This is a genomic window from Streptomyces sp. NPDC029151 (assembly GCF_055564315.1).
In genome coordinates this window covers 1,796,232-1,822,577 of sequence record NZ_JBVHWQ010000001.1, presented here as the reverse complement: position 1 = coordinate 1,822,577, position 26,346 = coordinate 1,796,232, and the positions used below count along the sequence as shown (strand labels likewise).

Here is a 26,346-nt window from a genome sequence, read left to right as displayed (position 1 = left end):
GTTTCCGCTGCCCTTGTTTATCGCACCCGGAATCGCACCCGGAATTATGGCACTGCCCGCCCCCGTAAATAGACGGCACACGGACGGCGCGAATCCTGGGCTGCCCGCGGATACGACGAAGCCGCCCCGCCCCGAAAGGCGAAGCGGCTCCGGCGCTCTGCGCGACGGCTCGGTCAGACGGTCTCGGGCAGCTCTTCCAGGCCCTCGGAGACCAGCTTGGCCAGACGGTCGAGGGCGGCGTCCGCGCCCTCGGCGTCGGAGGCGAGGACGATCTCCTCGCCGCCCTGGGCGCCCAGGCCCAGGACGGCCAGCATGGAGGCCGCGTTGACGGGGTTGCCCCCGGCCTTGGCGATCGTCACCGGGACGCCTGTGGCCGTGGCGGCTCGGACGAAGATGGAGGCGGGGCGGGCGTGGAGGCCCTCGGCCCAGCCGACGTTGACGCGGCGCTCAGCCATGTGTTGCTGCCCTTCGGTGTTCAGGGTTGTCTAGACCAGTTTCCCATATCGTGAAGCGTGCCCGGAGAGGACCCGCGTCCCCTCTCGGTGTGGCGCCGGACCGCGGCCTCGGTCCGGCTCTCCCGTCCCCCACAGACTGCCTCGCGCCGTTGTCGTACGCGAGCCGTACTCTGGGGCCCATGCAGACCTCGGCGGACCGGCAGGACCGGCACCAGTACCCCGCCCACTGGGAGGCGGACGTGGTGCTGCGCGACGGTGGTACCGCGCGCATCCGTCCCATCACCATCGATGACGCCGACCGCCTGGTCAGTTTCTACGAGCAGGTCTCGGACGAGTCGAAGTACTACCGCTTCTTCGCGCCGTACCCACGGCTCTCCGCCAAGGACGTCCACCGCTTCACGCACCACGACTTTGTGGACCGGGTGGGACTCGCGGCCACCATCGGCGGCGAGTTCATCGCCACCGTACGCTATGACCGCATCGGCACGGACGGGCTGCCCGCGTCCGCGCCCGCCGACGAGGCCGAGGTCGCCTTCCTGGTGCAGGACGCCCATCAGGGCCGCGGGGTCGCCTCCGCGCTGCTGGAGCACATCGCGGCCGTCGCGCGCGAGCGGGGCATCCGCCGTTTCGCCGCCGAGGTGCTGCCCGCCAACAACAAGATGATCAAGGTGTTCACGGACGCCGGCTACACCCAGAAGCGCAGCTTCGAGGACGGCGTCGTCCGCCTGGAGTTCGACCTCGAACCCACCGACCGTTCCCTCGCCGTGCAGCGCGCGCGGGAGCAGCGCGCCGAGGCCCGCTCGGTACGGCGGCTCCTCGCGCCCGGCTCCGTGGCGGTCGTCGGCGTCGGCCGTGCCCCCGGCGGAGTGGGCCGCGGCGTCCTCGGCAACATCCGCGACGCCGGCTACCCAGGCCGTCTGTACGCGGTGAACAAGGCCTTCCCCGAAGACCTCAAGGAGGTCGACGGCGTGCCCGCGCACCGCTCGGTGCGGGACATCGACGCGCCGGTGGACCTCGCCGTCGTCGCCGTACCGGCCGAGCACGTGCCCGCCGTGGTCGCCGAGTGCGGTGAACACGGCGTCCAGGGACTGGTGGTGCTCTCCGCCGGATACGCCGAGAGCGGGTCCGAGGGGCGCGAGCGGCAGCGCGCCCTCGTGCGGGCCGCGCGCGCGTACGGCATGCGGATCATCGGCCCGAACGCCTTCGGGCTCATCAACACCGCCGCCGACGTCCGCCTGAACGCCTCCCTCGCCCCCGAGATGCCCCGCCCCGGCCGCATCGGGCTGTTCGCCCAGTCCGGCGCCATCGGCATCGCCCTGCTGTCCCGGCTGCACCGGCGCGGCGGAGGGGTCACCGGCGTCACCGGCGTCTCCACGTTCGTGTCCGCCGGCAACCGCGCCGACGTCTCCGGCAACGACGTCCTGCAGTACTGGTACGACGACCCCGAGACCGACGTCGTCCTCATGTACCTGGAGTCCATAGGCAACCCCCGCAAGTTCACCCGTCTCGCCCGGCGGACGGCCGCGGCCAAGCCGCTCGTGGTGGTCCAGGGCACCGGCACGGCGCCGCAGGGGCACGCGGTACGGGCGACGCGGCTGCCGTACGCGACCGTCTCGGCGCTGCTCCGGCAGGCCGGCGTGATCCGGGTCGACACGATCACCGAGCTGGTCGACGCGGGGCTGCTCCTCGCCCGCCAGCCGCTGCCCACGGGGCCGCGCGTGGCCATCCTCGGCAACTCCGAGTCGCTGGGCGTGCTGACCTACGACCGGTGCCTCGCCGAGGGGCTGCGGCCGGCCCGGCCGGTGGACCTGACGACCGGGGCGAGGCCGGAGGACTTCCACCGGGCGCTCGCCGCGGCGCTGGCCGACGACACGAACGACGCCGTCGTCGTGACGGCGATCCCCGCCATCGGCGAGGGCTCGCCGGGGGACGCCGAGCTGGCGGAGGCGCTGCGGTCGGCCGCCGCGGCGGTGCCGGGCAAGCCGGTACTGGTGGTGCACGTGGAGCTGGGCGGACTGGCGGAGGCGCTGTCGGCCGCGGCGAGCACCGCACCCTGGGCCGTCGACAGGACGACCGGCACGGCGCGGGCCACGGTCCCGGCCCCGCTGACGACCCCACCCGAGGGCACCCACCTCATCCCGGCCTACCCCGCCGCCGAACGTGCCGTCCGGGCCCTCGCCGAAGCCGTCAAGTACGCCGAGTGGCGGCGGGAGGCGGTCGATCCCGGGAAGGTGCCGGAGTTCGACGACATCGACGAGAAGGGGGCCGCCCGGCGGATCGGCGAGCTGCTCGCGCGCGGGGAGGGGCTCACCATCTCCGACGGGGAGACCTGCGAGCTGCTCGGCAGGTACGGCATACCCGTGCGCCGCGCCCTGCCCGCGCCCACCCCGGACGCGGCCGTGGAGGCCGCCCGGGCGCTCGGCTACCCGGTCGCCCTCAAGGCCACCGCCCCGCACCTCAGACACCGCGCCGACCTGGGCGGCGTCCGCCTGGACCTCGCGGACGAGGAGCAACTGCTGCGGGCGTACACCGAGTTGACCGAGCTGTTCGGGCAGCCGGAGGAGCTGCGCCCGGTGGTGCAGGGCATGGCACCGCGCGGGGTCGACACGGTCGTCCGCGCCGTGATCGATCCGGCGGCCGGCGCCGTGCTGTCCTTCGGCCTGGCCGGTGCCGCCTCGCAGTTGCTCGGTGACATGGCCCACCGGCTGGTCCCCGTCACCGACCGGGAGGCGGCCTCGCTCGTGCGGTCGATCCGGACGGCACCGCTGCTGTTCGGCTGGCGCGGCTCCACACCGGTGGACACCCCGGCCCTGGAGGACCTGCTGCTGCGGGTGTCCCGGCTGGTCGACGACCACCCGGAGGTGGTCGCGGTCACCCTGGAGCCGGTCGTCGTCGCCCCGCACGGAGTCAGCGTGCTGGGCGCCACGGTGCGTCTCGCACCGCCCCCCGCCCGCGACGACCTCGGCCCACGGACCCTGCCGGCCTACTGAGCGGGCCCGGGGAAGCCCGGGGGAGTCCGGAGGAGGGGGAGCGCATGGAGATCGCCGGACGGAAGCTGCCCGAGGGCAGCTGGTGGGACTGGGAGATCACCGCCTGCGACGCGGGACGGCTGTGCCTCGCCGCCGGGTACGACCTCACCCACCACCACGGCCTCGAAGTGATCTTCACCGACCCGCTGTTCGTCTCCTGCCCGCCGGCCTTCCGGGACCCCGTCTTCCGCCCGCCCACCGCAACGGAGACCGAGCGTCTCGCGCGGGTCCTGGGGGAGGCCGCGCCCCTCGTCGTCGCGTTCGAGGCGGACGCCGGCGGCCGGGAGGCCGTCTCCTGCCTGGACGCGGCCGAGGCGGTGGCCATCCGCCCGGGGCTCGTGCGCAGGCACCCGCCCACGGGCGCACAGGCGCCCCCCGGTCCGCGCGACTGGCCCGGACCCCCCTTGCCCACGGATTAGGATGGACGCCATGGCCAAGACCAGTACGACGACCCAGGGGCTGCGCGCGGCGATCGAGCGCAGCGGCTACTACCCGGCCCTCGTGGCCGAGGCGGTGGAGGCCGCTGTGGGCGGCGAGCCCGTCCGGTCGTACCTGGTCCACCAGGAGACCACCTTCGACCAGAACGAGGTGCGGCGGCACGTGACCGTCCTGGTGCTCACCGGCAACCGCTTCATCGTCAGCCACACCGACGAGCAGGCCGCCGACAGCACCTCCCCGACGCCGTACGCCACCACCTCCACCGAGTCCGTGAAGCTCGACCGGATCTCCTCGGTCGTGGTCAGCCGGGTGGTCGCCAACCCCGAGCAGTACAAGCCGGGCACGCTGCCCCGCGAGGTCGTGCTCACCATCGGCTGGGGCGCCGTCAACCGCATCGACCTGGAGCCCGCCGCCTGCGGCGACCCCAACTGCGACGCCGACCACGGCTACACGGGCAGCTCCACGGCGGACGACCTCAGCCTGCGCGTCAGCGAGGCCGGGGACGGCCCGGAGACGGTGCGCCAGGCGCTCGCCTTCGCGCAGTCCATCTCGGAGGCGACCGCGGACCTCACCCGCTGATGTCCCAGCTCTCCGCCTGGGGCCATCCGGAACCCCTCGCCCTCGACACCGCCCCGCTGCCCGAGTACGGCACCGGCTCCCTCGCCGACCTGCTGCCCACCCTGGCCGCCGGCATGGGCGTCCCCGGCCTGACCGCCACGATCGGGGAGCTGACCCCCGCCGACCGGGTCTGCGTCTTCCTGGTCGACGGGCTCGGCTGGGAGCAGCTCAGGGCCCACCCGGACGAGGCCCCCTTCCTGACCTCGCTGCTCGGCAGCTCGCGCGGCGGCACCGGCCGTCCGCTCACCGCCGGATACCCGGCGACCACCGCGACCTCCCTCGCCTCCGTCGGCACCGGCCTGCCGCCCGGCGCCCACGGCCTGCCCGGCTACGCCGTGCGCAACCCGGAGACCGGCGAGCTGATGAACCAGCTCCGCTGGCAGCCGTACACGGACCCGCGTCCCTGGCAGCCCTACCCCACCGTCTTCCAGCTGGCCCACGAGGCCGGGGTGCACGCCGCCCAGGTGTCCTCGCCCGCCTTCGAGCACACCCCGCTCACCAAGGTCGCGCTCAGCGGCGGCCGCTTCCACGGCCGGCTCACCGGCGAGGACCGCATGGACCTGGCGGCCGGGCAACTGGCCGCAGGGGACCGCTCGCTGGTGTACACGTACTACTCCGAGCTGGACGGCGCCGGACACCGCTACGGCGTCGCCTCCGACACCTGGCGCGGTCAGCTCATGAACGTGGACCGGCTCGCCCAGCGCCTCGCGGAACAGCTGCCGCCGCGCAGCGCCCTCTACGTCACCGCCGACCACGGCATGGTCGACGTGCCGTTCGACGAGCAGCACCGCATCGACTTCGACGAGGACTGGGAACTGCGGGCCGGCGTCGCCCTGCTGGGCGGGGAGGGCCGGGCCCGGCACGTCTACGCGGTGCCGGGCGCCGAGAACGACGTACTGACCGTCTGGCGCGAGGTGCTCGGGGAGCAGTTCTGGGTGGCCTCGCGCGACGAGGCGATCGCGGCCGGCTGGTTCGGGCCGCCCGGCGCGTGCGACGAGCGCGTGTACCCGCGCATCGGCGACGTGGTCGCCGCCGCGCACGACGACGTCCTGATCATCGCCTCCGAGCGGGAGCCCAAGGAGTCCGCGCTGGCCGGCAACCACGGCTCGATGACCCCTGCCGAGCAGCTGGTCCCGCTGCTCGAAGTACGTTCCTGACCCCTCCCCCCGTCCTCCCCTGCTGAAAGGTCCTCGACGTCTCATGCCCGAGCTGGTGTTCTTCTCCGGAACCATGGACTGCGGGAAGTCGACACTGGCTCTGCAGATCGAGCACAACCGCTCGGCGCGCGGGCTGATCGGGATGATCTTCACCCGGGACGACCGGGCGGGCGAGGGCAAGCTGTCCTCCCGGCTGGGCCTGGTCACCGACGCGGTGGAGGTCGAGGACGGCCAGGACCTGTACGCCTACCTCGTGGACCACCTCTCGCAGGGCGGCCGGGCCGACTACGTCATCGCGGACGAGGCGCAGTTCCTCGCACCCGAGCAGATCGACCAGCTCGCCCGTGTGGTGGACGACCTCGGCCTCGACGTCTTCGCCTTCGGCATCACCACCGACTTCCGCTCCAAGCTCTTCCCCGGTTCGCAGCGGCTGGTGGAGCTGGCCGACCGGATCGAGGTGCTCCAGGTGGAGGCGCTGTGCTGGTGCGGCGCCCGCGCCACGCACAACGCCCGCACGATCGGCGGCGAGATGGTGGTCGAGGGCGCCCAGGTGGTCGTCGGTGACGTCAACCAGGCCGCGGGCGAAGTCGGCTACGAGGTGCTGTGCCGCCGCCACCACCGGCGCCGGATGACCGCCGCGTCGGCCCGCGCGGCGGCCCTGTCCCCGGACGTGCTGCCCGTCCCCGCCTCCTGACCCTCCCGGCTCCTTACGAGGCTCGCCGCGGTCCCGGACCGGGCTCAGCGCGGGTCCTGGACCACCGAGAACTCCGCGCCCTCCGGGTCGGCCACCGACGCCACCCGCCCGTGCGGACTGTCGTGGGCCGGCCGCAGGACCCGGCCGCCCAGGCCGGTGACCTGCCGCAGCGTCTCTCCGACGTCGGCCACCTCGAAGTACGTCTCCCAGTGCGGCCCCCGGTCCCGCGGCAGGGCCTGGCCCATGCCGTGCAGTCCGGCCACCGGCCGGCCGTCGAGGCGCAGGGTCAGATAGTCGAGGTCGGCGGAGACCACCGGCTCCTCCGCGTATCCGAACACGCTTCGGTAGAACTTGCCGACGCTCTCCGTCTCGAAGGTGCGCAGCTCGTTCCAGACGGGCGTGCCGGGCACACCGGTGATCGCCGTGCCGAGATGCGCGGTCGCCTGCCAGATGCCGAACACCGCCCCGGAGGGGTCCGAGGCGATCACCATCCGCCCGGCCTCGGCGGCGTCCAACGGGCCGACGGCCACCGTGCCGCCGCACAGCCGTACCGTGTCGGCGGTCTGGTCCACGTCGTCCGAGGCGAAGTACGGCGTCCAGGCGACCGGCAGCCGGCGGTCCGGCGGCAGCTGGCCCATGCCCGCCACCTCCCTCCCGTCCAGCAGCGCCCGCACATACGGGCCGAGCTGCTGCGGGCCCGGCCGGAACTCCCAGCCGAACAGCTCACCGTAGAACTCCTCGGTGGTGTCCAGCGCGTGCACCATCAGGCTCACCCAGCAGGGTGTGCCGGGCACGCGCCGTGCGTGCGGACCGGCCGACTCCCGTGCCTCGGTCATCGATCACTCTCTTCTCGGCCCCTCGCGGTGGCCGTGTCGCTTCCACTCCCCGGAAGGGGTGTCCACGCCGCTGGCGCGTACGCCCGTGCCGGTACCCGCATCCTCCGCGGTGGCCCGGGTCATACCGCCCCGCCCGGCCGTCACCACGGGAGGATGCCCGGTCTGCCGTCTTTCGCCGCTTCCTGACGAGGCCGGCGGGGGTCCGTCGGCTGTACAGCACGTGCTCGATCCCGTACGCCTCGTGATCGAGCGTGTCCGGCCGAGCAGAGTAGCCGGACCTGGACGCCGCGGCCACCCCTGGCGTATGGATGGACGCCATGACAGCCATCATCACCGCATCCGAACTCGCACAGGAGCTGACCGGGGGCGCCCCTCCGGTGCTGCTGGACGTGCGCTGGCAGCTGAGCCTGGCCAAGGCGGCGGGCGCGCCCGCCTTCGACGGCCGCGCCGAGTACGCGGCCGGGCACATCCCCGGCGCGGTCTTCGTCGACCTGGACCGGGAGCTGGCCTCCGCGCCCGGCGCGCGCGGCCGTCATCCGCTGCCCGACCTCGCGGAGTTCGGCGCCGCGATGCGCCGCGCGGGCGTGTCGGCCGGGCGGCCGGTCGTCGTGTACGACGGCGGACAGGGCTGGGCCGCCGCGCGCGCGTGGTGGCTGCTGCGCTGGACGGGTCACCCGGACGTGCGGGTGCTCGACGGCGGGTTGCCGTCCTGGGAAGGCGAACTGGCCACCGGGACACCGGCCCCGGCCGAAGGCGACTTCGTGCCCCGGCCCGCGGCCGCGGGGCTGCTGGACGCGGACGAGGCCGCGGCCCTGGCCCGTACGGGTGTGCTGCTGGACGCGCGCGCGGGGGAGCGGTACCGCGGCGAGGTGGAGCCGGTTGACCGGGTCGGCGGGCACATCCCGGGCGCGGTCTCGGCCCCGACGACGGAGAACGTGGGCCCCGACGGCCGTTTCCTGCCCGCGGTGGAGCTGAAGGACCGTTTCAAGGCCCTGGGGGTGTCCGAGGACACCGAGGTGGGCGTGTACTGCGGTTCGGGTGTCTCCGGCGCCCACGAGGTCCTCGCGCTGGCGGTGGCGGGCATCCCGGCGGCCCTGTACGTGGGTTCCTGGTCCGAGTGGTCCTCGGACCCGTCCCGGCCGGTGGCGGTGGGGGCGGATCCGCAGTAGCGGGACTCCCCGTGGGAGGGGGCACGCGCGCGTGCCCCCTCCCAGGGAGAGCTACTCCTGCTTCTTGCGCCGGGTGCCGAACACGATCTCGTCCCAGCTCGGGACGGCGGCACGGCGGCCGGGGCGGACGCCGTCGGCCTCCGCCTGCCGGTCGGTCGCGCCGACGAGCCGGTCGCGGTGGCTGCTGACCGAGCGCGGCATGAGGACGTCCGCGTAGGCGGAGCCGGCGGACGCGGCGGGCGCCGGCGGCTCCTCGGCGGCGGGCTCGTCGTCGGGCTCCTCCGAGGGCTCCGCCGGGCGTTCCGGGACCACCAGGTCGCCCCGGAAGCTCGGTACGGCCTCCAGCAGGCTGGTCAGCGAGTCACGCTCGCCCGTGCCGTCCTCCTCCGGTTCCGACGGCTGCGCGGGCAGGCCGGGCCGGTCGCGGTCGAGCCGTTCGAGCGCGCGGTCCATCGAGCGCTCGCGCGGCAGCCGGGCGATGCGCGGGACGAACGGGAAGCTCGGCTCCGGAACGGCCAGGTCGTCGGACTCGCCGATCAGCGAGCGCGCCTCGTCGTCCACGGCCTGTACGAGCCGCCGGGGCGGGTCGTACGTCCAGCTCGCCGAGTGCGGTTCGTCCGCGACCCGGTAGACGAGGAGCACCTCCCAGGTGCCGTCGTCGCGGCGCCAGGAGTCCCACTGCACGGTGTCCTTCTCGGCACCGCGCAGCAGCAGCCGCTCCTGCACGGCCTCGCCGAGCAGCGGGCCGGAGTTCTCACCGGGGCGGCGGACCGGGGTCTTGCGGGCCCGCTCGGCCATGAAGGCGCGTTCGGCCAGTACCGGCCCCTCGAAGCGCCGTACCCGGTCGACGGGGATGCCGGCGAGCTGGGCGACCTCTTCCGCGGTGGCACCGGCTCGTATCCGCGCCTGGATGTCCCGCGGGCGCAGATGGCTCTCGACCTCGATCTCGATCTGGCCGAGACGTGGCCGGTCGCCGCGCACGGCGGCGCGCAGGCGTTCGTCGATCGGAAGCGTGTACTCCGTAGAGTCGGCAGCCTTCAGCACCAGCCGTGTGCCGTCATTCGAGACGGCCACGACACGCAGTTCGGGCATGGGGACCTCCCGGGTGGTGCCTGCCGACGTCACGTGCGTCGCTGCTTCCGCTAGTCGAGTGTGGCCTGCCCGGGTGCAGCCTGCCACAACCTTGCCGAGTTGCCCGGCGTGTCGGGCACGGGCCCGGGACCGCCGTTATGGCACGGTTACCTGTTCGCAACGCTAAGTGACCAACTCCGTCACCCTGTGCAACTAGCCCCCTCCCGGCGGTCCTGGCTGGCCGCGGGCACCCTGGTGGGAGACCGGACCCAGGGCTCGCAACAGTACTCCATTCGGACCACGTGCGTGGATTGGCGCGCCGCCCAACTTCTGGCAAGGGATGCGACTTGGCCCTCCGCAACCGGTTTTCCCGATCATGAACGTGGCGAACTTCACGCAATCGCCAGAAACGGAACTAATGGTTTCGTCCGTACGTCCCCTTCTCGTGCAGTCGGTCGGCCGATGTCGGCCACATACGGGAAAGGCAGGCAAGGTCCGGGTATGCGCGAGACACCCGATACGGGGCGGAAGCGGATCGATCTGAACGTCCCCCAGGTCGCGGGCAGCGCCCTGGCGGCGGTCGTGGCGGCCAAACTGGCTTCGTACTTCGGGGTGTACGGCACGATCCTGGGCGCCGGCGTCGTCAGCGTCGTCGCCACCTGCGGCGGTTCGGTCTTCCAGCACTTCTTCAAGCGGACCGGGGAGCAGCTGCGGGAGAAGACCGCCGTGGCGGCCCCGCCGAGGGAACAAGCGCCCGCGCCGCCGGGCGAGTTCACCGAGGGCACCGTCTACCGCGCGCGGGTGAGGGGCCGGCGCCGCCCGCTGGTCGCCGCGGCCCTGGTCTTCGGGGTCACCATGGCCGGCATCACGGCGTACGAGCTGGTGTCGGGCGGCAGTTTCAGCGGCGGCGGAGGGACGACGGTCAGCGACGCCGTCGCCGGCCGGGGCTCCTCCGGCGCCACGTCCGACGACCGGCCCGCCCCATCGGACACCCCGTCCCCCGAGCACACCCCGTCCACCGGCGGCGGTACGGCTCCCGGCACCTCCCCGGCTCCCGGCACCTCCCCGAGCGGGGAGCCGAGCAGCGAGCCGGGCGGGGACAGTGGCGGGAACGGCGGGGCGAGCGCAGGCGGCACGGAGAGCGGGGAACCGGGCGGCACCCCGGCCGCCACCCCCGGTACGCCGAGCGTGTCCGCCCCGGCGCCTACGCCCCCAGCACCCTCCGCAAGTAGTCGTTCCGGAACAGCCGATCCGGGTCGAGACGATCCCGCAGCGCCGTGAACTCGCCGAAGCGCGGATACACCCGGGCGAGGTACTCCGCGTCCCGCGTGTGCACCTTGCCCCAGTGCGGACGCCCCTCGTGCGCGGTGAAGATGCGCTCGGCGGCGGTGAAGTACGCCTGGTACGGCGTGCCCCGGAACATGTGCACGGCGATGTAGGCGCTGTCCCGGCCGGAGGCGGTGGACAGGGTGATGTCGTCGGCCGGGGCGGTGCGCACCTCGACCGGGAAGCTGATCCGCAGCCCCGAGCGGTCGACCATGGTCCGCAGCTCGCGCAGCACCGTCACCAGGGCCGCGCGCGGGACGGCGTACTCCATCTCCACGAAGCGCACCCGGCGCGGCGAGGTGAAGACCTTGTACGGGATGTCCGTGTACGTCCGCGCGGACAGGGCCTTGCTGGAGATCCGCGCGATCGCCGGAACCGTGGCCGGGACGGCGCGGCCGGCCCACTGGGCCACCTGGAAGACGCCGTTGGAGAGGAACTCGTCCTCGAACCAGCCGGCCAGCCGCCCCACCGGCTGTTCGGGGCCGGCGCTGCGGTTGTTCCGCTTGGTGTTGGTGTTGCCGGTGTGCGGGAACCAGTAGAACTCGAAGTGCTCGTTCTCGGCCCACAGCTGGTCGAACTCGGCGACGACCCGCTCGAAGGGCATGGGTTCCTCGCGCGCCGTGAGCAGGAAGAGCGGCTCCACGGCGAAGGTGATCGCGGTGACGACGCCCAGGGCTCCGAGGCCGATCCGGGCCGCGGCGAAGACCTCCGGGTTCTCCTTCTCGGAGCAGGTGAGCACCGAGCCGTCCGCCGTGACGAGTTCGAGCCCCTTGATCTGGGCGGCGATGGAGCCGGACAGCCGGCCCGTGCCGTGCGTCCCGGTGCTGATGGCCCCCGAGACCGTCTGCTCCATGATGTCGCCCATGTTGGTGAGCGACAGCCCCTCGCGCGCGAGAGCCGCGTTGAGCCTCTTGAGCGGGGTGCCCGCCTCCACCGTGACCGTCATGGACTCCCGGTCGACGGTGCGTATGCCCGTCAACAGGTGAGGGCGTATCAACACACCGTCCGTGGCGGCGATCGAGGTGAAGGAGTGCCCGGTCCCGACCGCCTTGACCTTCAGGCCGTCCTCCCGGGCCCGCCGCACCGCGGCGGCCAGCTCCTCCACCGAGGCCGGCTCGACCTGCCGGGCGGGCCGGGCCGCGACATTGCCGCCCCAGTTACGCCAGGTGCCGTTCTTCCCGCTCGCTGTGCTGCTCAACGGTGCCTCCCCGACCCGCGGCCGGCCTGCGCAGCCGGCGGTACCCGAGGAAACCGACCGCGATCGCGACGGCGCCGGACACGGCCGGAACCCCGTACCCGGCCCGCGCCCCGGCCGCGTCGATCACCCAGCCGGCCACGGAGGAGCCGACCGCGATGCCGACGGCGAGGCCGGTGCTCACCCAGGTCATGCCCTCGGTGAGCCGCGCGCGGGGTACGTGCTCTTCGATGAGGGACATCGTCGTGATCATCGTCGGCGCGATGGACAGCCCCGCTACGAACAGCGCCACGGCCAGAAGCGGCAGGTTTCCGACCAGTAGGAGGGGGATCATACTCACGGCCATCGCCCCCACGCCCAGCAGCCAGCGGCGTTCCGGCGCCCCCCGGAAGCGCAGCAGCCCGAAGACCACGCCCGCCACGCAGGAACCGGCCGCGTACAGCGCGAGGACCACGCTCGCGGCACCCTTGTGACCGCGCTCGTCGGCGAAGGCGACGGTGACCACGTCCACGGCCCCGAAGATCGCGCCGGTCGCCACGAAGGTCGCCACCAGCACCTGGAGCCCCGCCGAGCGCAGGGCGCTGCCGCCGCCGTGCTTCCCGCGCGGGTGCGGCTCCGGCTCGGTGGCGCGCTGGGCGGTCAGCCAGAAGACGCCGGCGGCCAGGAAGCAGGCGGCCAGCAGGGGGCCCGCCTCCGGGAACCAGATGGTGGACAGGCCGATGGAGATGATCGGCCCGAAGATGAAGCAGACCTCGTCCACGACCGACTCGAACGAGTAGGCGATGTGCAGTGTCGGGGTGCCCCGGTACAGCGCCGCCCAGCGGGCCCGGATCATCGCGCCCACACTCGGCACCGCCCCGATCCCGGCCGCGCAGAGGAACAGCACCCAGTCGGGACCGCGCAGATGGGCGGCGAGCAGCAGGCCGGCCGCCGCGGCCAGGGCCACCAGGGTCGCGGGGCGCAGCACCCGGCGCTGCCCGTGCCGGTCCACCAGCCGGGAGATCCGCGGCCCGATCGCGGCCGCGGACAGCGCCATGGTGGCCGACAGGGCGCCGGCGAGGCCGTACCGGCCGGTGAGCTGGGAGACCATCGTGACCACGCCGATGCCCATCATCGACAGCGGCATCCGGCCGAGGAACCCCGCGGCGGAGAAGGCCTTGGTGCCGGGCTCGGCGAACAGGGCTCTGTAGGGGCTGGGCACGCGGGTCTCCGTAAGGCGTGAAGAAGGGGCTAACAGCTTACGGGTTAGGTCACCCTAAGTCTCGCGGATTGTCCGTCGGGGGCTTATCCCGCACACCACGCCAACCCGACTCTTCATCCCGCTGTTTCCCCGCCGTCGGTGCCGGGTGGCAGGATCGACCCATGTCAGACGCGCTCGATGCCACCCCGTACGACGCCCTGCTCCTGCTCTCCTTCGGCGGCCCCGAAGGCCCCGACGACGTGGTCCCCTTCCTGGAGAACGTCACGCGCGGGCGCGGCATCCCGAAGGAACGCCTCAAGGAGGTCGGGCAGCACTACTTCCTGTTCGGCGGGGTCAGCCCCATCAACGACCAGAACCGCGCCCTCCTGGAAGCCCTGCGCGAGGACTTCGCCGGCCACGGTCTCGACCTGCCGGTCTACTGGGGCAACCGCAACTGGGCGCCGTACCTGACGGACACCCTGCGCGAGGTGGTCGCCGACGGCCACCGCCGCGTCCTCGTCCTCGCCACCAGCGCCTACGCCTCCTACTCGGGCTGCCGCCAGTACCGGGAGAACCTCGCCGACGCGCTGGCCGCCCTGGAGGCCGAGGGCCTGGAGCCGCCGAGGATCGACAAGCTGCGGCACTACTTCAACCACCCCGGCTTCGTCGAGCCCATGACCGACGGGGTGCTGCGCGCCCTGGAGGACCTCCCCGAGGACGTCCGCGCGGGCGCCCACATCGCCTTCACCACCCACTCCATCCCCACCTCCGCAGCCGACACCTCCGGCCCGGTCGAGGCCCACGGCGAGGGCGGAGCCTACGTCGAGCAGCACCTGGACGTGGCCCGGCTGATCGCCGACGCGGTCCGCGAGCGCACCGGCGTCGACCACCCCTGGCGGCTCGTCTACCAGTCCCGTTCCGGCGCCCCGCACATCCCCTGGCTGGAGCCCGACATCTGCGACCACCTCCAGGAACGGCACGCCGCCGGCGTCCCGGCCGTGGTCATGGCCCCGATCGGCTTCGTCTCCGACCACATGGAGGTCCTCTACGACCTCGACACCGAGGCGAAGGCCAAGGCCGAGGAGCTGGGCCTGCCGGTGCGCCGCTCGGCCACCGTGGGCGCGGACCCGCGGTTCGCCGCGGCCGTCCGCGAGCTGATCCTGGAGCGGGCCGCGGTGGAGCGCGGCGAGCAGGTCACCCCCTGCGCCCTCGGCGCGCTCGGGCCGAGCCACCACCTGTGCCCGGTCGGCTGCTGCCCGGCCCGCGCCCCCCGTCCCGCCGCCGCGGGCGCCGACAGCCCCTACGCGTGAGGAGAGCCGTGACCGACGCCCTGCACCGGGACCTGCTCGCACTCGCCCGGGAGGCCGCCCGCCGCGCCGGCGAACTGCTGCGCGACGGCCGCCCCGCCGACCTGGCCGTGGCCAGGACCAAGTCCAGCCCCATCGACGTCGTCACCGAGATGGACATCGCCGCGGAGAAACTGATCACCGATCTGATCTCCGGGCAGCGCCCCGAGGACGGCTTCCTCGGCGAGGAGGGCGCCTCCGTCGCGGGGACGAGCGGCGTCCGCTGGGTGATCGACCCGCTCGACGGCACCGTCAACTACCTGTACGGCCTGCCGACGTGGGCGGTGTCCATCGCGGCCGAGCAGGACGGCGAGACCGTCGTCGGGGTCGTCGCGGCCCCGATGCGCGGCGAGACCTACCACGCCGTGCGCGGCGGCGGGGCGTGGGCCGTCGGCGCCTGGGAGGGTGAGCGGGCGCTCGCCTGCCGCCCCGCGCCCCCGCTGGACCAGGCCCTGGTCTCCACCGGGTTCAACTACGTCACCGAGGTCCGCACCCACCAGGCCGAGGTCGCCGCCCGGCTCGTCCCGCTGCTGCGGGACATCCGGCGCAGCGGCTCCGCGGCGGTCGACCTGTGCGACGTGGCCGCCGGCCGGCTCGACGGGTACTACGAGCGGGGGCTCAACGCGTGGGACCACGCGGCGGGTGACCTGATCGCCCGGGAAGCGGGCGCGCTGACCGGTGGACGGCCCGGAGAGCGGCCGTCGAGGGATCTGACCGTCGCCGGGTCGCCGGGGGTGTTCGAGCCGCTCCAGCGGCTGCTGGAGGACTTCGGCGCCTGGCACGACTGAGCGCGGGCGGCACGCGCCGGGCCTGTGGGGACACGCTCGCCGACCCCCCATGGGCATGCGCGCCCGTCGCAGGCGTACGCACCCCGGCCCACGGGCATGCACGCCGATCACGGGGGTACGTACGCGAAGGGACCCCGGCGCTGGATTCGCCGGGGTCCCTCGTCGCGCTTTCGGGCCGATCAGACGCGTGACGCGCCGACCTCCACACCGTGTTCGGCGGCGAGGCGTCGCAGGTCGTCGAGCTCTGCCTGCTCCACCTCGACGAGGAAGTCGTCGCCCTCGTCACGAGCCCGCGACAGGTCGGACTCGGTCGCCCTTATGCGCTGCAGAAGTCCTGCGGTGAAAGCGTCCATGCTGCGCCCCCTCGTCCTGGGTCGTGGGTCGGGTGGCACGGATGTGCCGTAGGGAAGGGGCGATCACGTCTCTCGCGGGTGCCCAGCGCTGCCCTGCCGGGCGGCGACGGTGCCGGACATCCGCGTCCGCTCTGCGAAGCGGATGAAGCAGTACCGCATGGTGCTGCGGCACATGCAGAGCGTGATCGCGGGGTGTAAAGCCGTCCTCCCCCCGCTCCCTCCCGCGGAAACCTCAACCGGAGGAGAAATTCTCGTATTCCCGCCCCGGGACCCCGTCCCCGTGGCCAGGCCCCCGCCTTACAGCCGACTTATGGTCGAAAAGGGCAGGATGGGGGTCACACCTCACGGACACCCCTGCCCGCACGCGCCCACGGCGCGCTACGCGGGTGGACACAGGAAGGACAAGGGACGTGCGCGTACTCGTCGTCGAGGACGAGCAACTGCTCGCCGATGCGGTGGCCACCGGGCTGCGCCGGGAGGCCATGGCCGTCGACGTCGTGTACGACGGTGCGGCCGCCCTGGAGCGCATCGGCGTCAACGACTACGACGTGGTCGTCCTCGACCGCGACCTCCCGCTCGTGCACGGCGACGACGTGTGCCGCAGGATCGTGGAGCTCGGGATGCCCACGCGCGTGCTGATGCTCACCGCCTCCGGCGACGTGAGCGACCGCGTCGAGGGCCTGGAGATCGGCGCCGACGACTACCTGCCCAAGCCGTTCGCGTTCAGCGAGCTGATCGCGCGCGTCCGCGCCCTCGGCCGCCGGACCAGCGTGCCCCTGCCGCCGGTCCTGGAGCGCGCCGGCATCAAGCTCGACCCCAACCGCCGCGAGGTCTTCCGCGACGGCAAGGAGGTCCAGCTCGCGCCCAAGGAGTTCGCGGTGCTGGAGGTGCTGATGCGCAGCGAGGGCGCGGTCGTCTCCGCGGAGCAGCTGCTGGAGAAGGCCTGGGACGAGAACACCGACCCGTTCACCAACGTGGTGCGCGTGACGGTGATGACCCTGCGCCGCAAGCTGGGCGAGCCGCCCGTCATCGTCACCGTCCCCGGCTCCGGCTACCGGATCTGATCGCCGTGGCCACGACACCCACGACACCCGCGCCGCCCCATGCGCCACCGAAGCCCACCTGGGACCCCAGGAGGCCGCAGGCCCCCTTCCCGTGGCTGCGCCCGACCATCCGCATACGGCTGACGCTGCTGTACGGCGGCATGTTCCTGATCGCCGGGATCCTGCTGCTGTCGATCATCTACCTGCTCGCCGCCCAGGCGATCAGCACCGGCAACCAGCCACTGTTCAAGATCGTCAGCGGGACCCAGATCCGGGTCTCCAGCGACAACTGCCCCGCGATCAACACCACCAGCCTGCCGCTGTCGGACTTCAACGACGCGATCGCCCACTGCGTGGACCAGCAGCGCCAGGGGGCCCTGGACAACCTGCTCAGCCGCTCCCTGCTGGCCCTGCTCGGCCTCGCGGTGATCGCCTTCGCGTTCGGGTACGCGATGGCCGGCCGCGTGCTCTCCCCGCTCGGCCGGATCACCCGCACCGCGCGCCAGGTGGCCGGCTCGGACCTGTCCCGCCGGATCGAGCTGGACGGGCCGGACGACGAGCTGAAGGAGCTGGCGGACACCTTCGACGACATGCTGGAGCGCCTGCAGCGGGCCTTCACCGCCCAGCAGCGCTTCGTCGGGAACGCCTCGCACGAACTGCGCACCCCGCTCGCGATCAACCGCACGCTCCTCGAAGTGCACCTGTCCGATCCGCACGCGCCGGTGGAACTCCAGCAGCTCGGAAAGACCCTGCTCGCCACCAACGAGCGCAGCGAACAGCTGGTCGAGGGATTGCTGCTGCTCGCCCGCAGTGACAACCAGATCGTCGAGCGCAAGCCGGTCGACCTGGCCGAGGTCGCCACGCAGGCCATCGACCAGGTGCACGCCGAGGCGGAGGCCAAGGGCGTCGGCATCCGCGGCGAGCGCGCACCGGCCGTGGTGCAGGGCAACGGCGTTCTGCTGGAGCGGATCGCGCTGAACCTGGTGCAGAACGCCGTACGGTACAACGTGCCCGAGGGCGGCTGGGTGGAGGTCACCACCGACATCCAGCACGGGCAGGCGGTGCTGACGGTCACGAACACGGGGCCGGTGGTGCCGGCGTACGAGATCGACAACCTCTTCGAGCCGTTCCGGCGGTTGCGCACCGAGCGCACGGGCAGTGACAAGGGGGTGGGCCTCGGCCTGTCCATCGTCCGGTCCGTGGCCCGCGCGCACGGCGGCCACATCCTGGCCCAGCCTCGCGAGGGCGGTGGTCTGGTGATGCGCGTCACGCTGCCGTCGTGAGACGGGACCGACGCACGCGAAGATTGTTCGCTGTACGCGGAATTTTTCGGCGGCCGGATGGGCTTCTTCTTGTGTGATCGATCACATGGACGGATTTCCGGCCATGTACGCAGGGTGATCATGACAGAAGCGGGAAAGCCGGGAAAGTCCTGGTTTTCAGGGCACTTGATCACGGGAAGTACACGGTGAGGCGCCTTTGAGGTGCGGCATTCGAACCGTGTACGGTCCTCACCGCCATCCAAGCCGATCACTCTTGAGGGGTCGGGTTGGGTGTCGATTGAGTAACAGACCTTGATGTGAGGCAAAATCTCCGCCTCAGGTCGGGCACAAGTCCGGCCTCTCACGCGTTACGTGCGCTGGAGACACCGCAGACACCCAGAGGGGGAGAGCGATATGGCAACCGATTACGACACTCCACGCAAGACCGACGACGACGTCGACTCGGACAGCCTGGAAGAGCTGAAGGCCCGGCGGAACGACAAGTCCACCTCGGCGGTGGACGTCGACGAGTTCGAGGCCGCCGAGGGCCTCGAACTGCCCGGCGCCGACCTCTCGAACGAGGAGCTGGCAGTCCGAGTGCTGCCCAAGCAGCAGGACGAGTTCACCTGCATGAGCTGCTTCCTGGTGCACCACCGCAGCCAGCTGGCCCGGGAGAAGAACGGCCAGCCGATCTGCCGCGACTGCGACTGAGGACGGGTCGGCCGTGTCTGGCTCGACCCCTCCCCGGAAGCGCCGCTTCTCCCTGCGGAAAGCGGACCAAGGGCCCCTCGACGGCCCGCACGGCGCGCGTGACGACGAGCGGGGCTCCCCTGGAGCGGGAGCCCCGCTCGGACCGGCGGCCGACCGGGAGAACCCGCCCGCGTCGGCCCGGCATCCCGCACCCGTCGCCCGGCGCCGGGCGGCGGTGATGCGTGACAAGGCCCGGGAACTGGCCCAGGAAGGCGCCCGGAAGGGCGGCAGCCGCGCCCGCGCCGGGCTGGGGTACCTCGCGGACCGGATCATCGAGATCGCCCCGCGCGTCCCCGTACGCGACCTCGCGACCCTGCGCAGGCAGTTCCCCGGCCTCGGACCGGAGGAACTCGCCGACAAACTGGTGGCCGGCGCCGCCACCGCCACATCGACGGTCGGAGCAGGGATCGGAGCGGCGGCGATGCTGCCGGTGCCGCCCGCCATGCCGACCGAGCTGGCCGCGGAGATCACCGGGGTCGCCGCGATCGAACTGAAACTGGTCGCCGAACTGCACGAGGTCTACGGCGTACGCCCGCCGGGCAACCTCAAGACCCGTACCGCCGCGTATCTGTCCTCCTGGTCGGGGGAGCGCGGCATCGACGTGCTGAAGCCGTCGACGTACGACACGGCCCTGGGCGGCCGGATGAAGCGCGACCTGCGCCAGCGGATCATGAAGCGGATGGTCCGCAACCTGCCCAACCTGATGCCGTTCATGGTGGGAGCCGCGGTAGGGGCGGTCATGAACCGCCGGGACACGAAGAGACTCGCGGCCCAGGTACGAGCCGACCTGCGCAAACTCCAGGTGCCCTGGGACGAGCTGCCCGAACTGCCGGCCCTGGAGAAGCCCGAGGAACCCCTGAGACTGCGCGAACTGCCCGACGGGTCGTAACCCGCCGGAGCTCACGACGCGCGCCGGGGACGCGCGCTCCGGCGCTCTAGGCGTGCGCCGCGCGCGCCGCCTCGATCGCCGCGGCCAGCTTCTCCGGCTCCCGCGTCGACAGGTACAGGTACGGCGTCGGGTCCTGGGGGTCCGTGACCTCGACCTTCAGCGCGGTCGGGATGTAGGCGCGCAGCAGCAGGAAGGCACGGGTGTCGGCCTTGTACGTCCGCCAGGCGCGGGCCTCCTCCGCGTCCAGCACCTCGGTCGCGCCCAGCGCCGACACCGGGATCTTCGCCTCGCCCGCGACCAGGGAGTCACCCACGAGCCGGATGCGCGGGGAGCCGTAGGCGCTGGCCACCACCGCGGCCGCCGCCGTGCCGCCGACCAGGCCGCCGAGCAGCGGCAGGGTGCCGAAGGGCAGCAGGATCAGGGCGAACGAGACGCCCACCAGGAAGCTGACCAGCCACCACGAGCGGGGGGCGGTGAGGCGTTCTTCGTAGGGGGTGGCGGAGAGCTGCATGAAACCAAGCTTGGCACGGGATCCGCATCGCCCCGGCGCGCGGGTAAGGTCTGCGGCTGTGAGAGGTAGTTCCGCAGCTCTTCAGCCCCCCGCCGACGCGGCGAAACCGGTACGGCACCCCGACGCGCCCGCACCCGGGGAGCTCCTCGGCGCCCACTACGAACACTGTTTTGGATGCGGCCCCGGGCAGTCGCACGGACTGCACCTGGAGGCCCGCGCCGGCGACGGTGTCTCGCTGACCGCCGAGTTCACCGTGCAGCCCGCCCACCAGGGCGCCCCCGGCCTCGCGCACGGCGGCGTGCTGGCCACCGCCCTGGACGAGACCCTCGGCTCGCTGAACTGGCTGCTGCGGACCATCGCCGTCACCGGACGGCTGGAGACGGACTTCGTACGGCCCGTGCCCGTCGGCACCACGCTGTACCTGGAGGCCGAGGTCACCGCCGTCGCCGGGCGGAAGATCTACTCCACCGCCACCGGGCGCATCGGCGGCCCCGATGGGCCGGTCGCCGTCCGCGCCGACGCCCTCTTCATCGAGGTCAAGGTCGATCACTTCGTCGACCACGGCCGCGCTGAGGAGATCCAGGCCGCCATGAACGACCCGGACCAGATCCGGCGCGCCCGCGCCTTCGAGGTGAACCCGTGAGCCGAGACCCCCTGAACGTGCTGATCCGGCGCGTCGATCCGGACGTGCCGCTTCCGGCGTACGAGCACCCCGGCGACGCCGGCGCCGATCTGCGCACCACCGAGGCCTGCGAGCTGAAGCCCGGCGAGCGGGCCGTCCTGCCCACGGGGGTGTCGATCGCCCTGCCCGACGGGTACGCGGCCTTCGTGCATCCGCGTTCCGGTCTCGCCGCCCGCTGCGGTGTCGCCCTCGTCAATGCCCCGGGGACGGTTGATGCCGGGTACCGTGGAGAGATCAAGGTGATCGTGGTGAATCTCGACCCGCGCGAGAGCGTGCGGTTCGAGCGCTTCGACCGGATCGCCCAACTGGTCGTCCAGCAGGTCGAGAAGGTCCGCTTCCAGGAGGTCGCGGAGCTTCCCGGCTCGGCGCGGGCCGAGGGGGGCTTCGGGTCCACCGGTGGCCATGCCGCCGTGGGCGGCGGGAGCGGCACAAGCGGTCAGGCCGCCGAGGGCGGTCCGACGGGTGGGAATCGATACGCTTCGGTCGTATCCGACCGGGAAGGACAGTGACGTGTTCGGACGTCGCAAGAAGAAGGGTGCCGCCGAGGACGCGGCCGGCGAGGCCGAGCAGGTCGTCGACAGCGTCGACACCGAGGCGGACGAGGAGGAGGCCGAGCGCGAGCGCGTCCGGCTGGAGCCCGGGCCGCGGCCCGACGGGCCGTGGGACAGCAGCGAGGTGCGCGACCCGGCCGAGGGCCGCGTGGACCTCGGCGGTCTCTTCATCCCCGGCGTCGACGGCATGGAGCTGCGGGTCGAGGTCGCCGGTGACGCCATCGTCGCCGCGACCGTCGTGCTGCGCGACAGCGCCGTCCAGCTCCAGGCCTTCGCCGCGCCCAAGCGCGAGGGCATCTGGGGCGAGGTACGCGAGGAGATCGCGTCCGGCATCACCCAGCAGGGTGGCATCGTCGACGAGGTGGAGGGCCCGCTCGGCTGGGAGCTGCGCGCCCAGGTGCCGGTGCAGCTGCCGGACGGCACCGGCGGCTTCCAGGTCGTGCGGTTCGTCGGTGTGGACGGCCCGCGCTGGTTCCTGCGCGGCGTGATCTCCGGCCAGGGCGCGGTGCAGCCGCAGGCCGCCGGACTGCTGGAGCAGATCTTCCGGGACACCGTGGTGGTCCGCGGCGAGGGGCCGATGGCTCCGCGCGACCCGATCGTCCTGAAGCTGCCCAACGACGCGCAGATGGTCCCCGAAGGCGTCCAGCAGGAGGAGGGCTCGCGCTTCTCCGGGGGGATGGGCCAGCTGCAGCGGGGACCCGAGATCACCGAGGTCCGCTGACGGCTTCCGCAGCGGTACACGGGCCGTGCCCCTCGGGGGTGCGGCCCGTTCCCTTGCGCGGGCGCGCCGCCGGGGGTGCCCCACGGTGTGCCCGGTCCGGGCCCGCCCGCTCGCGCGGTTCCCCGCGCCCCTTACGGAGCCCGACTCCGACCGGTGATACTGATGCGCGGTCGACCGGGGGAGGGGACATGAGTCACGTGGTCACCGAGACCATGGTGCGGGTCGAGGACGTGCACAAGTCGTACGGACGGGGCGCCGCCGCCGTGCACGCCCTGCGCGGGGTGTCCTTCGAGGTGCCGAAGGGCGAACTCGTCGCGCTCAGAGGCCGGTCGGGATCCGGCAAGACCACCCTGCTGAACATCGTCGGCGGACTCGACGCGCCCGACCAGGGGCGGGTGGAGGTCGAGGGGCGGGACCTCGCCCGGCTCGGGGAGAGCGAGCTGCTGCGGCTGCGGCGGGACCGGGTCGGGTTCGTGTTCCAGTCGTTCGGGCTGATCCCGATCCTCAGCGCCGCCGAGAACGTGGGCGTACCGCTGCGGCTGCGCCGGGCCGAGCCGCGGGAGCGGGAGGAGCGGGTCGAACTGCTGCTGTCCCTCGTGGGGCTCGCCGGGCACGCGGCGCAGCGGCCGGGGGAGCTGTCCGGCGGCCAGCAGCAGCGGGTCGCCGTCGCCCGGGCCCTCGCCAACCGGCCGGCCCTGCTCATCGCCGACGAACCCACCGGCCAGCTCGACGCCGAGACCGGACACGCCGTCATGGAGCTGCTGCGGGCCGTCGTCCACAGCGAGCGGGTCACCGCGCTGGTCGCCACCCATGACGCGACCCTGCTGGACCTGGCCGACCGGGTGCTGGAGCTGCGCGACGGGGAGATCACCGAGCACTGACCCCCCGTTCGTCCGCGCTGGTCATCAGGGTTGCGTCAAAGTTGTCCGCCGCCGGCCCCCCGCGCCCCGTTCGCCGTGACGGCCGGCCGTAGGGTCGACGCTGCGCAGGCAACAGGCACGGGAAGACAATGGGGCCATGGCACGCGGCAAGCTTCGGATCTACCTCGGCGCGGCGCCGGGCGTGGGCAAGACCTACGCCATGCTCGCCGAGGCGCACCGCCGGGTCGAGCGGGGCACCGACTGCGTCGTCGCGTTCGTGGAGCACCACGGCCGGCCGCGCACCGAGGTGCTGCTGCACGGCCTGGAGCAGGTGCCGCGCCGGCAGCTGGAGTACCGGGACGCCGTCTTCGGCGAGATGGACGTCGACGCCGTACTGCGCCGGGCGCCCGCCGTCGCCCTCGTCGACGAGCTCGCCCACACCAACATCCCCGGCTCCCGCAACGCCAAGCGCTGGCAGGACGTGGAGGAGCTCCTCGCCGCCGGCGTCGACGTCGTCTCCACCGTCAACATCCAGCACCTGGAGTCACTCGGCGACGTGGTGGAGTCCATCACCGGGGTGCGGCAGCGGGAGACCGTCCCGGACGAGGTCGTACGGCGGGCCGACCAGATCGAGCTGGTCGACATGTCCCCCCAGGCCCTGCGCCGCCGCATGGCGCACGGCAACGTCTACCAGCCGGACAAGGTCGACGCGGCCCTGTCGAACTACTTCCGCCCCGGCAACCTCACGGCCCTGCGCGAGCTGGCGCTGCTGTGGGTGGCCGACCGGGTCGACGAACACCTGAACGAGTACCGCAGCGAGCACCGGGTCTCGAGGATATGGGGCTCCCGGGAGCGGATCGTGGTGGGCCTGACCGGCGGCCCCGAGGGGCGCACCCTGATCCGGCGCGCCGCGCGGCTCGCGGAGAAGGGCGCGGGCGGCGAGGTCCTCGCCGTGTACATCGCCCGCAGCGACGGGCTGACCTCGGCCTCCCCGAAGGAACTGGCCGTCCAGCGCACCCTCGTCGAGGACCTCGGCGGCACCTTCCACCACGTCGTCGGCGACGACATCCCGGCCGCCCTGCTCGACTTCGCGCGCGGGGTGAACGCCACCCAGATCGTGCTCGGCTCCTCGCGCCGCAAGGCCTGGCAGTACGTCTTCGGGCCCGGTGTCGGTGCCACGGTGGCCCGGGACTCCGGCCCCGACCTGGACGTGCACATCGTCACCCACGAGGAGGTCGCCAAGGGCCGGGGCCTGCCCGTGGCCCGCGGTGGCCGGCTCGGGCGGGCCCGGATCGTCTGGGGCTGGGCGGTGGGCCTCGTCGGCCCGGCGGTCCTCGCGGTGCTGCTGAACACCGTCGACCTCGGCCTCGCCAACGACATGCTGCTGTTCCTGGCCGTCACCGTCGCCGCGGCCCTGCTCGGCGGCCTGCTGCCCGCGCTGGCCTCGGCGGCCTTCGGCTCGCTGCTGCTGAACTACTTCTACACCCCGCCGCTGCACCGGCTGACCGTCGCCGACCCGAAGAACATCGTCGCCATCGCGATCTTCTTCGGGGTCGGCATGGCGGTCGCCTCGGTGGTCGACCTCGCCGCCCGGCGCACCCACCAGGCCGCCCGGCTGCGCGCCGAGTCCGAGATCCTGTCCTTCCTCGCCGGCAACGTGCTGCGCGGCGAGACCAGCCTGGAGGAACTGCTGGAACGGGTCCGCGAGACCTTCGCCCTGGAGTCCGCAGCCCTGCTGGAACGCGAGAGCGACGTGGCGCCCTGGACCTGCGCGGGCCGCGCCGGCGTCGGGCCGCCGCTGGAGCGCCCCGAGGACGCCGACGTCGACATGCCGGTCGGCGACCACATGGCGCTCGCGCTCACCGGCCGGGTGCTGCCCGCCGCCGACCGCCGGGTGCTGGCCGCCTTCGCCGCCCAGGCCGCCGTCGTCCTGGACCGCCGGCGCCTCCAGGAGGAGGCCGACCGGGCTCGCGCGCTCGCCGAGGGCAACCGCATCCGCACCGCCCTGCTGGCCGCCGTCAGCCACGACCTGCGCACCCCGCTGGCCGGCATCAAGGCCGCCGTGTCGTCCCTGCGCTCCGACGACGTCGCCTGGTCCGAGGAGGACGAGGCCGAGCTGCTGGAGGGCATCGAGGAGGGCGCCGACCGGCTCGACCACCTCGTGGGCAACCTCCTGGACATGTCCCGGCTGCAGACCGGCACGGTCACACCGCTCATCCGCGAGATCGACGTCGACGAGGTCGTCCCGATGGCCCTCGTCGGCGTCCCCGAGGACAGCGTCGGGCTGGACGTGCCCGAGACGCTGCCGATGGTCGCCGTCGACCCCGGGCTGCTGGAGCGGTCGGTGGCCAACCTGGTGGAGAACGCCGTCAAGTACAGCCCGCGCGGGCGGCGCGTCCTGGTCGCCGCGAGCGCCATCGCCGACCGGGTGGAGGTGCGCGTGGTGGACCGCGGCCCGGGCGTGCCGGACGAGGCGAAGGACCGTATCTTCGAGCCCTTCCAGCGGTACGGTGACGCTCCGCGCGGCACCGGCGTCGGGCTCGGTCTCGCCGTCGCCCGGGGGTTCGCCGAGGCCATGGGCGGCACCCTCGACGCCGAGGACACGCCGGGCGGCGGGCTCACCATGGTGCTCAGCCTCCGTGCGGCAGGACCGCGCCCCGAGCTGCTCCCCGTCGGGGAGTCCCGTACCGAACCGGAAAGGCAGGCAGCCCCATGACCCGGGTGCTCGTGGTCGACGACGAGCCGCAGATCGTGCGCGCCCTCGTGATCAACCTCAAGGCGCGCAAGTACGAGGTCGACGCCGCCCCCGACGGACGGACCGCACTCGACACGGCCGCCTCCCGCCACCCCGACGTGGTCGTCCTCGACCTGGGCCTGCCCGACATGGACGGCGTCGAGGTGATCAGGGGCCTGCGCGGCTGGACGCGGGTGCCGATCCTGGTGCTGTCCGCCCGGCACTCCTCCGACGAGAAGGTCGAGGCCCTGGACGCGGGCGCCGACGACTACGTGACCAAGCCGTTCGGCATGGACGAGCTGCTGGCCCGGCTGCGGGCCGCCGTCCGCCGGGCCGAGCCGGTCAGGCCGGGCGAGGACGACCTGACGACCGTCGAGACCGAGGACTTCACCGTCGACCTCGCCGCCAAGAAGGTCAACCGCGGCGGCAGGGACGTCCGGCTCACCCCCACCGAGTGGCACCTGCTGGAGGTGCTGGTCCGCAACACCGGACGGCTGGTGGGCCAGAAGCAGCTGCTCCAGGAGGTGTGGGGGCCGTCGTACGGCACCGAGACGAACTACCTGCGGGTGTACATGGCCCAGCTGCGGCGGAAGCTGGAGGCGGACCCTGCGCACCCGAAGCACTTCGTCACGGAACCGGGGATGGGCTACCGGTTCGAGAAGTAGGGCCGCCGCCCGGGAAGTGAGCG

At 73.0% G+C, this 26,346-nt stretch carries 26 protein-coding genes; 19 read left to right on the top strand and 7 right to left on the bottom strand.

What is annotated here, in order from left to right; genetic code table 11:
- Window positions 1-173: 173 nt before the first annotated feature.
- Window positions 174-455: an HPr family phosphocarrier protein gene (locus tag ACZ4VF_RS07205; RefSeq protein WP_030342958.1), complete on the bottom strand. Its 282-nt coding sequence runs from the start codon at window positions 453-455 to the stop codon at window positions 174-176.
- A gap of 179 nt (window positions 456-634) precedes the next feature.
- On the opposite strand from ACZ4VF_RS07205, the gene ACZ4VF_RS07200 reads away from it, so the two are divergent.
- The 5 genes from ACZ4VF_RS07200 to ACZ4VF_RS07180 are packed head-to-tail and all read left to right on the top strand — an operon-like array spanning window position 635 to window position 6,391.
- Entirely contained in the window at window positions 635-3,445 is a 2,811-nt protein-coding gene (locus ACZ4VF_RS07200; protein ID WP_467923627.1) for a bifunctional acetate--CoA ligase family protein/GNAT family N-acetyltransferase, read from the top strand.
- A gap of 44 nt (window positions 3,446-3,489) precedes the next feature.
- Window positions 3,490-3,903: a hypothetical protein gene (locus tag ACZ4VF_RS07195; protein WP_467923626.1), complete on the top strand. Its 414-nt coding sequence runs from the start codon at window positions 3,490-3,492 to the stop codon at window positions 3,901-3,903.
- Window position 3,904: 1 nt separating this feature from the next.
- Window positions 3,905-4,501, top strand: a complete 597-nt coding sequence (locus ACZ4VF_RS07190; protein ID WP_189305084.1) for a DUF5998 family protein — start codon at window positions 3,905-3,907, stop codon at window positions 4,499-4,501.
- Entirely contained in the window at window positions 4,501-5,697 is a 1,197-nt protein-coding gene (locus ACZ4VF_RS07185) for an alkaline phosphatase family protein (RefSeq protein ID WP_467923625.1), read from the top strand. The genes ACZ4VF_RS07190 and ACZ4VF_RS07185 overlap by 1 nt, the downstream gene beginning before the upstream one ends.
- A gap of 43 nt (window positions 5,698-5,740) precedes the next feature.
- On the top strand, window positions 5,741-6,391 hold the full coding sequence (locus tag ACZ4VF_RS07180) for a thymidine kinase (RefSeq protein ID WP_467923624.1): 651 nt from the start codon (window positions 5,741-5,743) through the stop codon (window positions 6,389-6,391).
- A gap of 44 nt (window positions 6,392-6,435) precedes the next feature.
- On the opposite strand, the gene ACZ4VF_RS07175 is transcribed toward ACZ4VF_RS07180, so the two are convergent.
- Complete coding sequence (locus ACZ4VF_RS07175; protein ID WP_467923623.1) at window positions 6,436-7,227, bottom strand: VOC family protein; 792 nt, start codon at window positions 7,225-7,227, stop codon at window positions 6,436-6,438.
- Between the two features lie 317 nt (window positions 7,228-7,544).
- On the opposite strand from ACZ4VF_RS07175, the gene ACZ4VF_RS07170 reads away from it, so the two are divergent.
- Window positions 7,545-8,396 carry a sulfurtransferase gene (locus tag ACZ4VF_RS07170; protein ID WP_467923622.1) on the top strand — a complete coding sequence of 284 codons (852 nt, stop codon included), beginning with the start codon at window positions 7,545-7,547 and terminating at the stop codon, window positions 8,394-8,396.
- Window positions 8,397-8,447: 51 nt separating this feature from the next.
- Here the strand turns inward: ACZ4VF_RS07170 and sepH are convergent, their stop codons facing one another.
- A complete protein-coding gene (gene sepH, locus ACZ4VF_RS07165; RefSeq protein WP_467923621.1) occupies window positions 8,448-9,488 on the bottom strand; it encodes a septation protein SepH in 1,041 nt (346 codons plus the stop codon).
- Between the two features lie 480 nt (window positions 9,489-9,968).
- Between sepH and ACZ4VF_RS07160 the strand changes: the two genes are divergently transcribed.
- Window positions 9,969-10,748: a hypothetical protein gene (locus tag ACZ4VF_RS07160; protein ID WP_467923620.1), complete on the top strand. Its 780-nt coding sequence runs from the start codon at window positions 9,969-9,971 to the stop codon at window positions 10,746-10,748.
- Here the strand turns inward: ACZ4VF_RS07160 and ACZ4VF_RS07155 are convergent.
- Together ACZ4VF_RS07155 and ACZ4VF_RS07150 are read right to left on the bottom strand one after the other, a co-directional pair.
- Window positions 10,672-11,991 (bottom strand): D-arabinono-1,4-lactone oxidase, encoded by a 1,320-nt coding sequence (locus tag ACZ4VF_RS07155; protein WP_467923619.1) that lies wholly within the window; start codon window positions 11,989-11,991, stop codon window positions 10,672-10,674. The genes ACZ4VF_RS07160 and ACZ4VF_RS07155 overlap by 77 nt on opposite strands.
- Complete coding sequence (locus ACZ4VF_RS07150; protein WP_467923618.1) at window positions 11,951-13,189, bottom strand: MFS transporter; 1,239 nt, start codon at window positions 13,187-13,189, stop codon at window positions 11,951-11,953. Before ACZ4VF_RS07150 ends, ACZ4VF_RS07155 begins: the two co-directional genes overlap by 41 nt.
- Window positions 13,190-13,350: 161 nt before the next feature.
- Here ACZ4VF_RS07150 and ACZ4VF_RS07145 point away from each other — a divergent pair, with 161 nt between their 5' ends.
- Entirely contained in the window at window positions 13,351-14,478 is a 1,128-nt protein-coding gene (locus ACZ4VF_RS07145) for a ferrochelatase (protein WP_467923617.1), read from the top strand.
- A gap of 8 nt (window positions 14,479-14,486) precedes the next feature.
- Window positions 14,487-15,302, top strand: a complete 816-nt coding sequence (locus ACZ4VF_RS07140) for an inositol monophosphatase family protein (RefSeq protein ID WP_467923616.1) — start codon at window positions 14,487-14,489, stop codon at window positions 15,300-15,302.
- Window positions 15,303-15,481: 179 nt separating this feature from the next.
- On the opposite strand, the gene ACZ4VF_RS07135 is transcribed toward ACZ4VF_RS07140, so the two are convergent.
- Entirely contained in the window at window positions 15,482-15,655 is a 174-nt protein-coding gene (locus tag ACZ4VF_RS07135) for a hypothetical protein (RefSeq protein ID WP_023546087.1), read from the bottom strand.
- Window positions 15,656-16,065: 410 nt separating this feature from the next.
- On the opposite strand from ACZ4VF_RS07135, the gene ACZ4VF_RS07130 reads away from it, so the two are divergent.
- The 4 genes from ACZ4VF_RS07130 (at window position 16,066) to ACZ4VF_RS07115 (ending at window position 19,599) form a co-directional block, all read left to right on the top strand.
- Window positions 16,066-16,719, top strand: coding sequence for a response regulator transcription factor (locus ACZ4VF_RS07130; protein WP_007387794.1), 654 nt, complete (start codon window positions 16,066-16,068; stop codon window positions 16,717-16,719).
- A 5-nt stretch (window positions 16,720-16,724) separates the two neighbouring features.
- Window positions 16,725-17,981 (top strand): sensor histidine kinase, encoded by a 1,257-nt coding sequence (locus ACZ4VF_RS07125; protein WP_467923615.1) that lies wholly within the window; start codon window positions 16,725-16,727, stop codon window positions 17,979-17,981.
- A gap of 393 nt (window positions 17,982-18,374) precedes the next feature.
- Entirely contained in the window at window positions 18,375-18,671 is a 297-nt protein-coding gene (locus ACZ4VF_RS07120; protein WP_005481602.1) for a DUF4193 domain-containing protein, read from the top strand.
- Between the two features lie 13 nt (window positions 18,672-18,684).
- On the top strand, window positions 18,685-19,599 hold the full coding sequence (locus ACZ4VF_RS07115; RefSeq protein ID WP_467923614.1) for a hypothetical protein: 915 nt from the start codon (window positions 18,685-18,687) through the stop codon (window positions 19,597-19,599).
- Between the two features lie 46 nt (window positions 19,600-19,645).
- On the opposite strand, the gene ACZ4VF_RS07110 is transcribed toward ACZ4VF_RS07115, so the two are convergent.
- Entirely contained in the window at window positions 19,646-20,110 is a 465-nt protein-coding gene (locus ACZ4VF_RS07110) for a DUF3093 domain-containing protein (RefSeq protein ID WP_467923613.1), read from the bottom strand.
- A 58-nt stretch (window positions 20,111-20,168) separates the two neighbouring features.
- Here ACZ4VF_RS07110 and ACZ4VF_RS07105 point away from each other — a divergent pair, with 58 nt between their 5' ends.
- The 6 genes from ACZ4VF_RS07105 (at window position 20,169) to ACZ4VF_RS07080 (ending at window position 26,323) form a co-directional block, all read left to right on the top strand.
- On the top strand, window positions 20,169-20,753 hold the full coding sequence (locus ACZ4VF_RS07105) for a PaaI family thioesterase (RefSeq protein ID WP_467923612.1): 585 nt from the start codon (window positions 20,169-20,171) through the stop codon (window positions 20,751-20,753).
- The gene (gene dut, locus ACZ4VF_RS07100; protein WP_467923611.1) at window positions 20,750-21,301 is read left to right on the top strand and encodes a dUTP diphosphatase; all 552 of its coding nucleotides are present in this window, start codon (window positions 20,750-20,752) and stop codon (window positions 21,299-21,301) included. The genes ACZ4VF_RS07105 and dut overlap by 4 nt, the downstream gene beginning before the upstream one ends.
- 1 nt (window position 21,302) lies before the next feature.
- Window positions 21,303-22,064, top strand: a complete 762-nt coding sequence (locus ACZ4VF_RS07095) for a DUF3710 domain-containing protein (protein ID WP_467923610.1) — start codon at window positions 21,303-21,305, stop codon at window positions 22,062-22,064.
- Window positions 22,065-22,252: 188 nt separating this feature from the next.
- Window positions 22,253-22,945: an ABC transporter ATP-binding protein gene (locus ACZ4VF_RS07090; protein WP_467923609.1), complete on the top strand. Its 693-nt coding sequence runs from the start codon at window positions 22,253-22,255 to the stop codon at window positions 22,943-22,945.
- A gap of 136 nt (window positions 22,946-23,081) precedes the next feature.
- On the top strand, window positions 23,082-25,640 hold the full coding sequence (locus ACZ4VF_RS07085) for an ATP-binding protein (RefSeq protein WP_467923608.1): 2,559 nt from the start codon (window positions 23,082-23,084) through the stop codon (window positions 25,638-25,640).
- A complete protein-coding gene (locus ACZ4VF_RS07080; RefSeq protein ID WP_467923607.1) occupies window positions 25,637-26,323 on the top strand; it encodes a response regulator in 687 nt (228 codons plus the stop codon). Before ACZ4VF_RS07085 ends, ACZ4VF_RS07080 begins: the two co-directional genes overlap by 4 nt.
- Window positions 26,324-26,346: the final 23 nt, after the last annotated feature.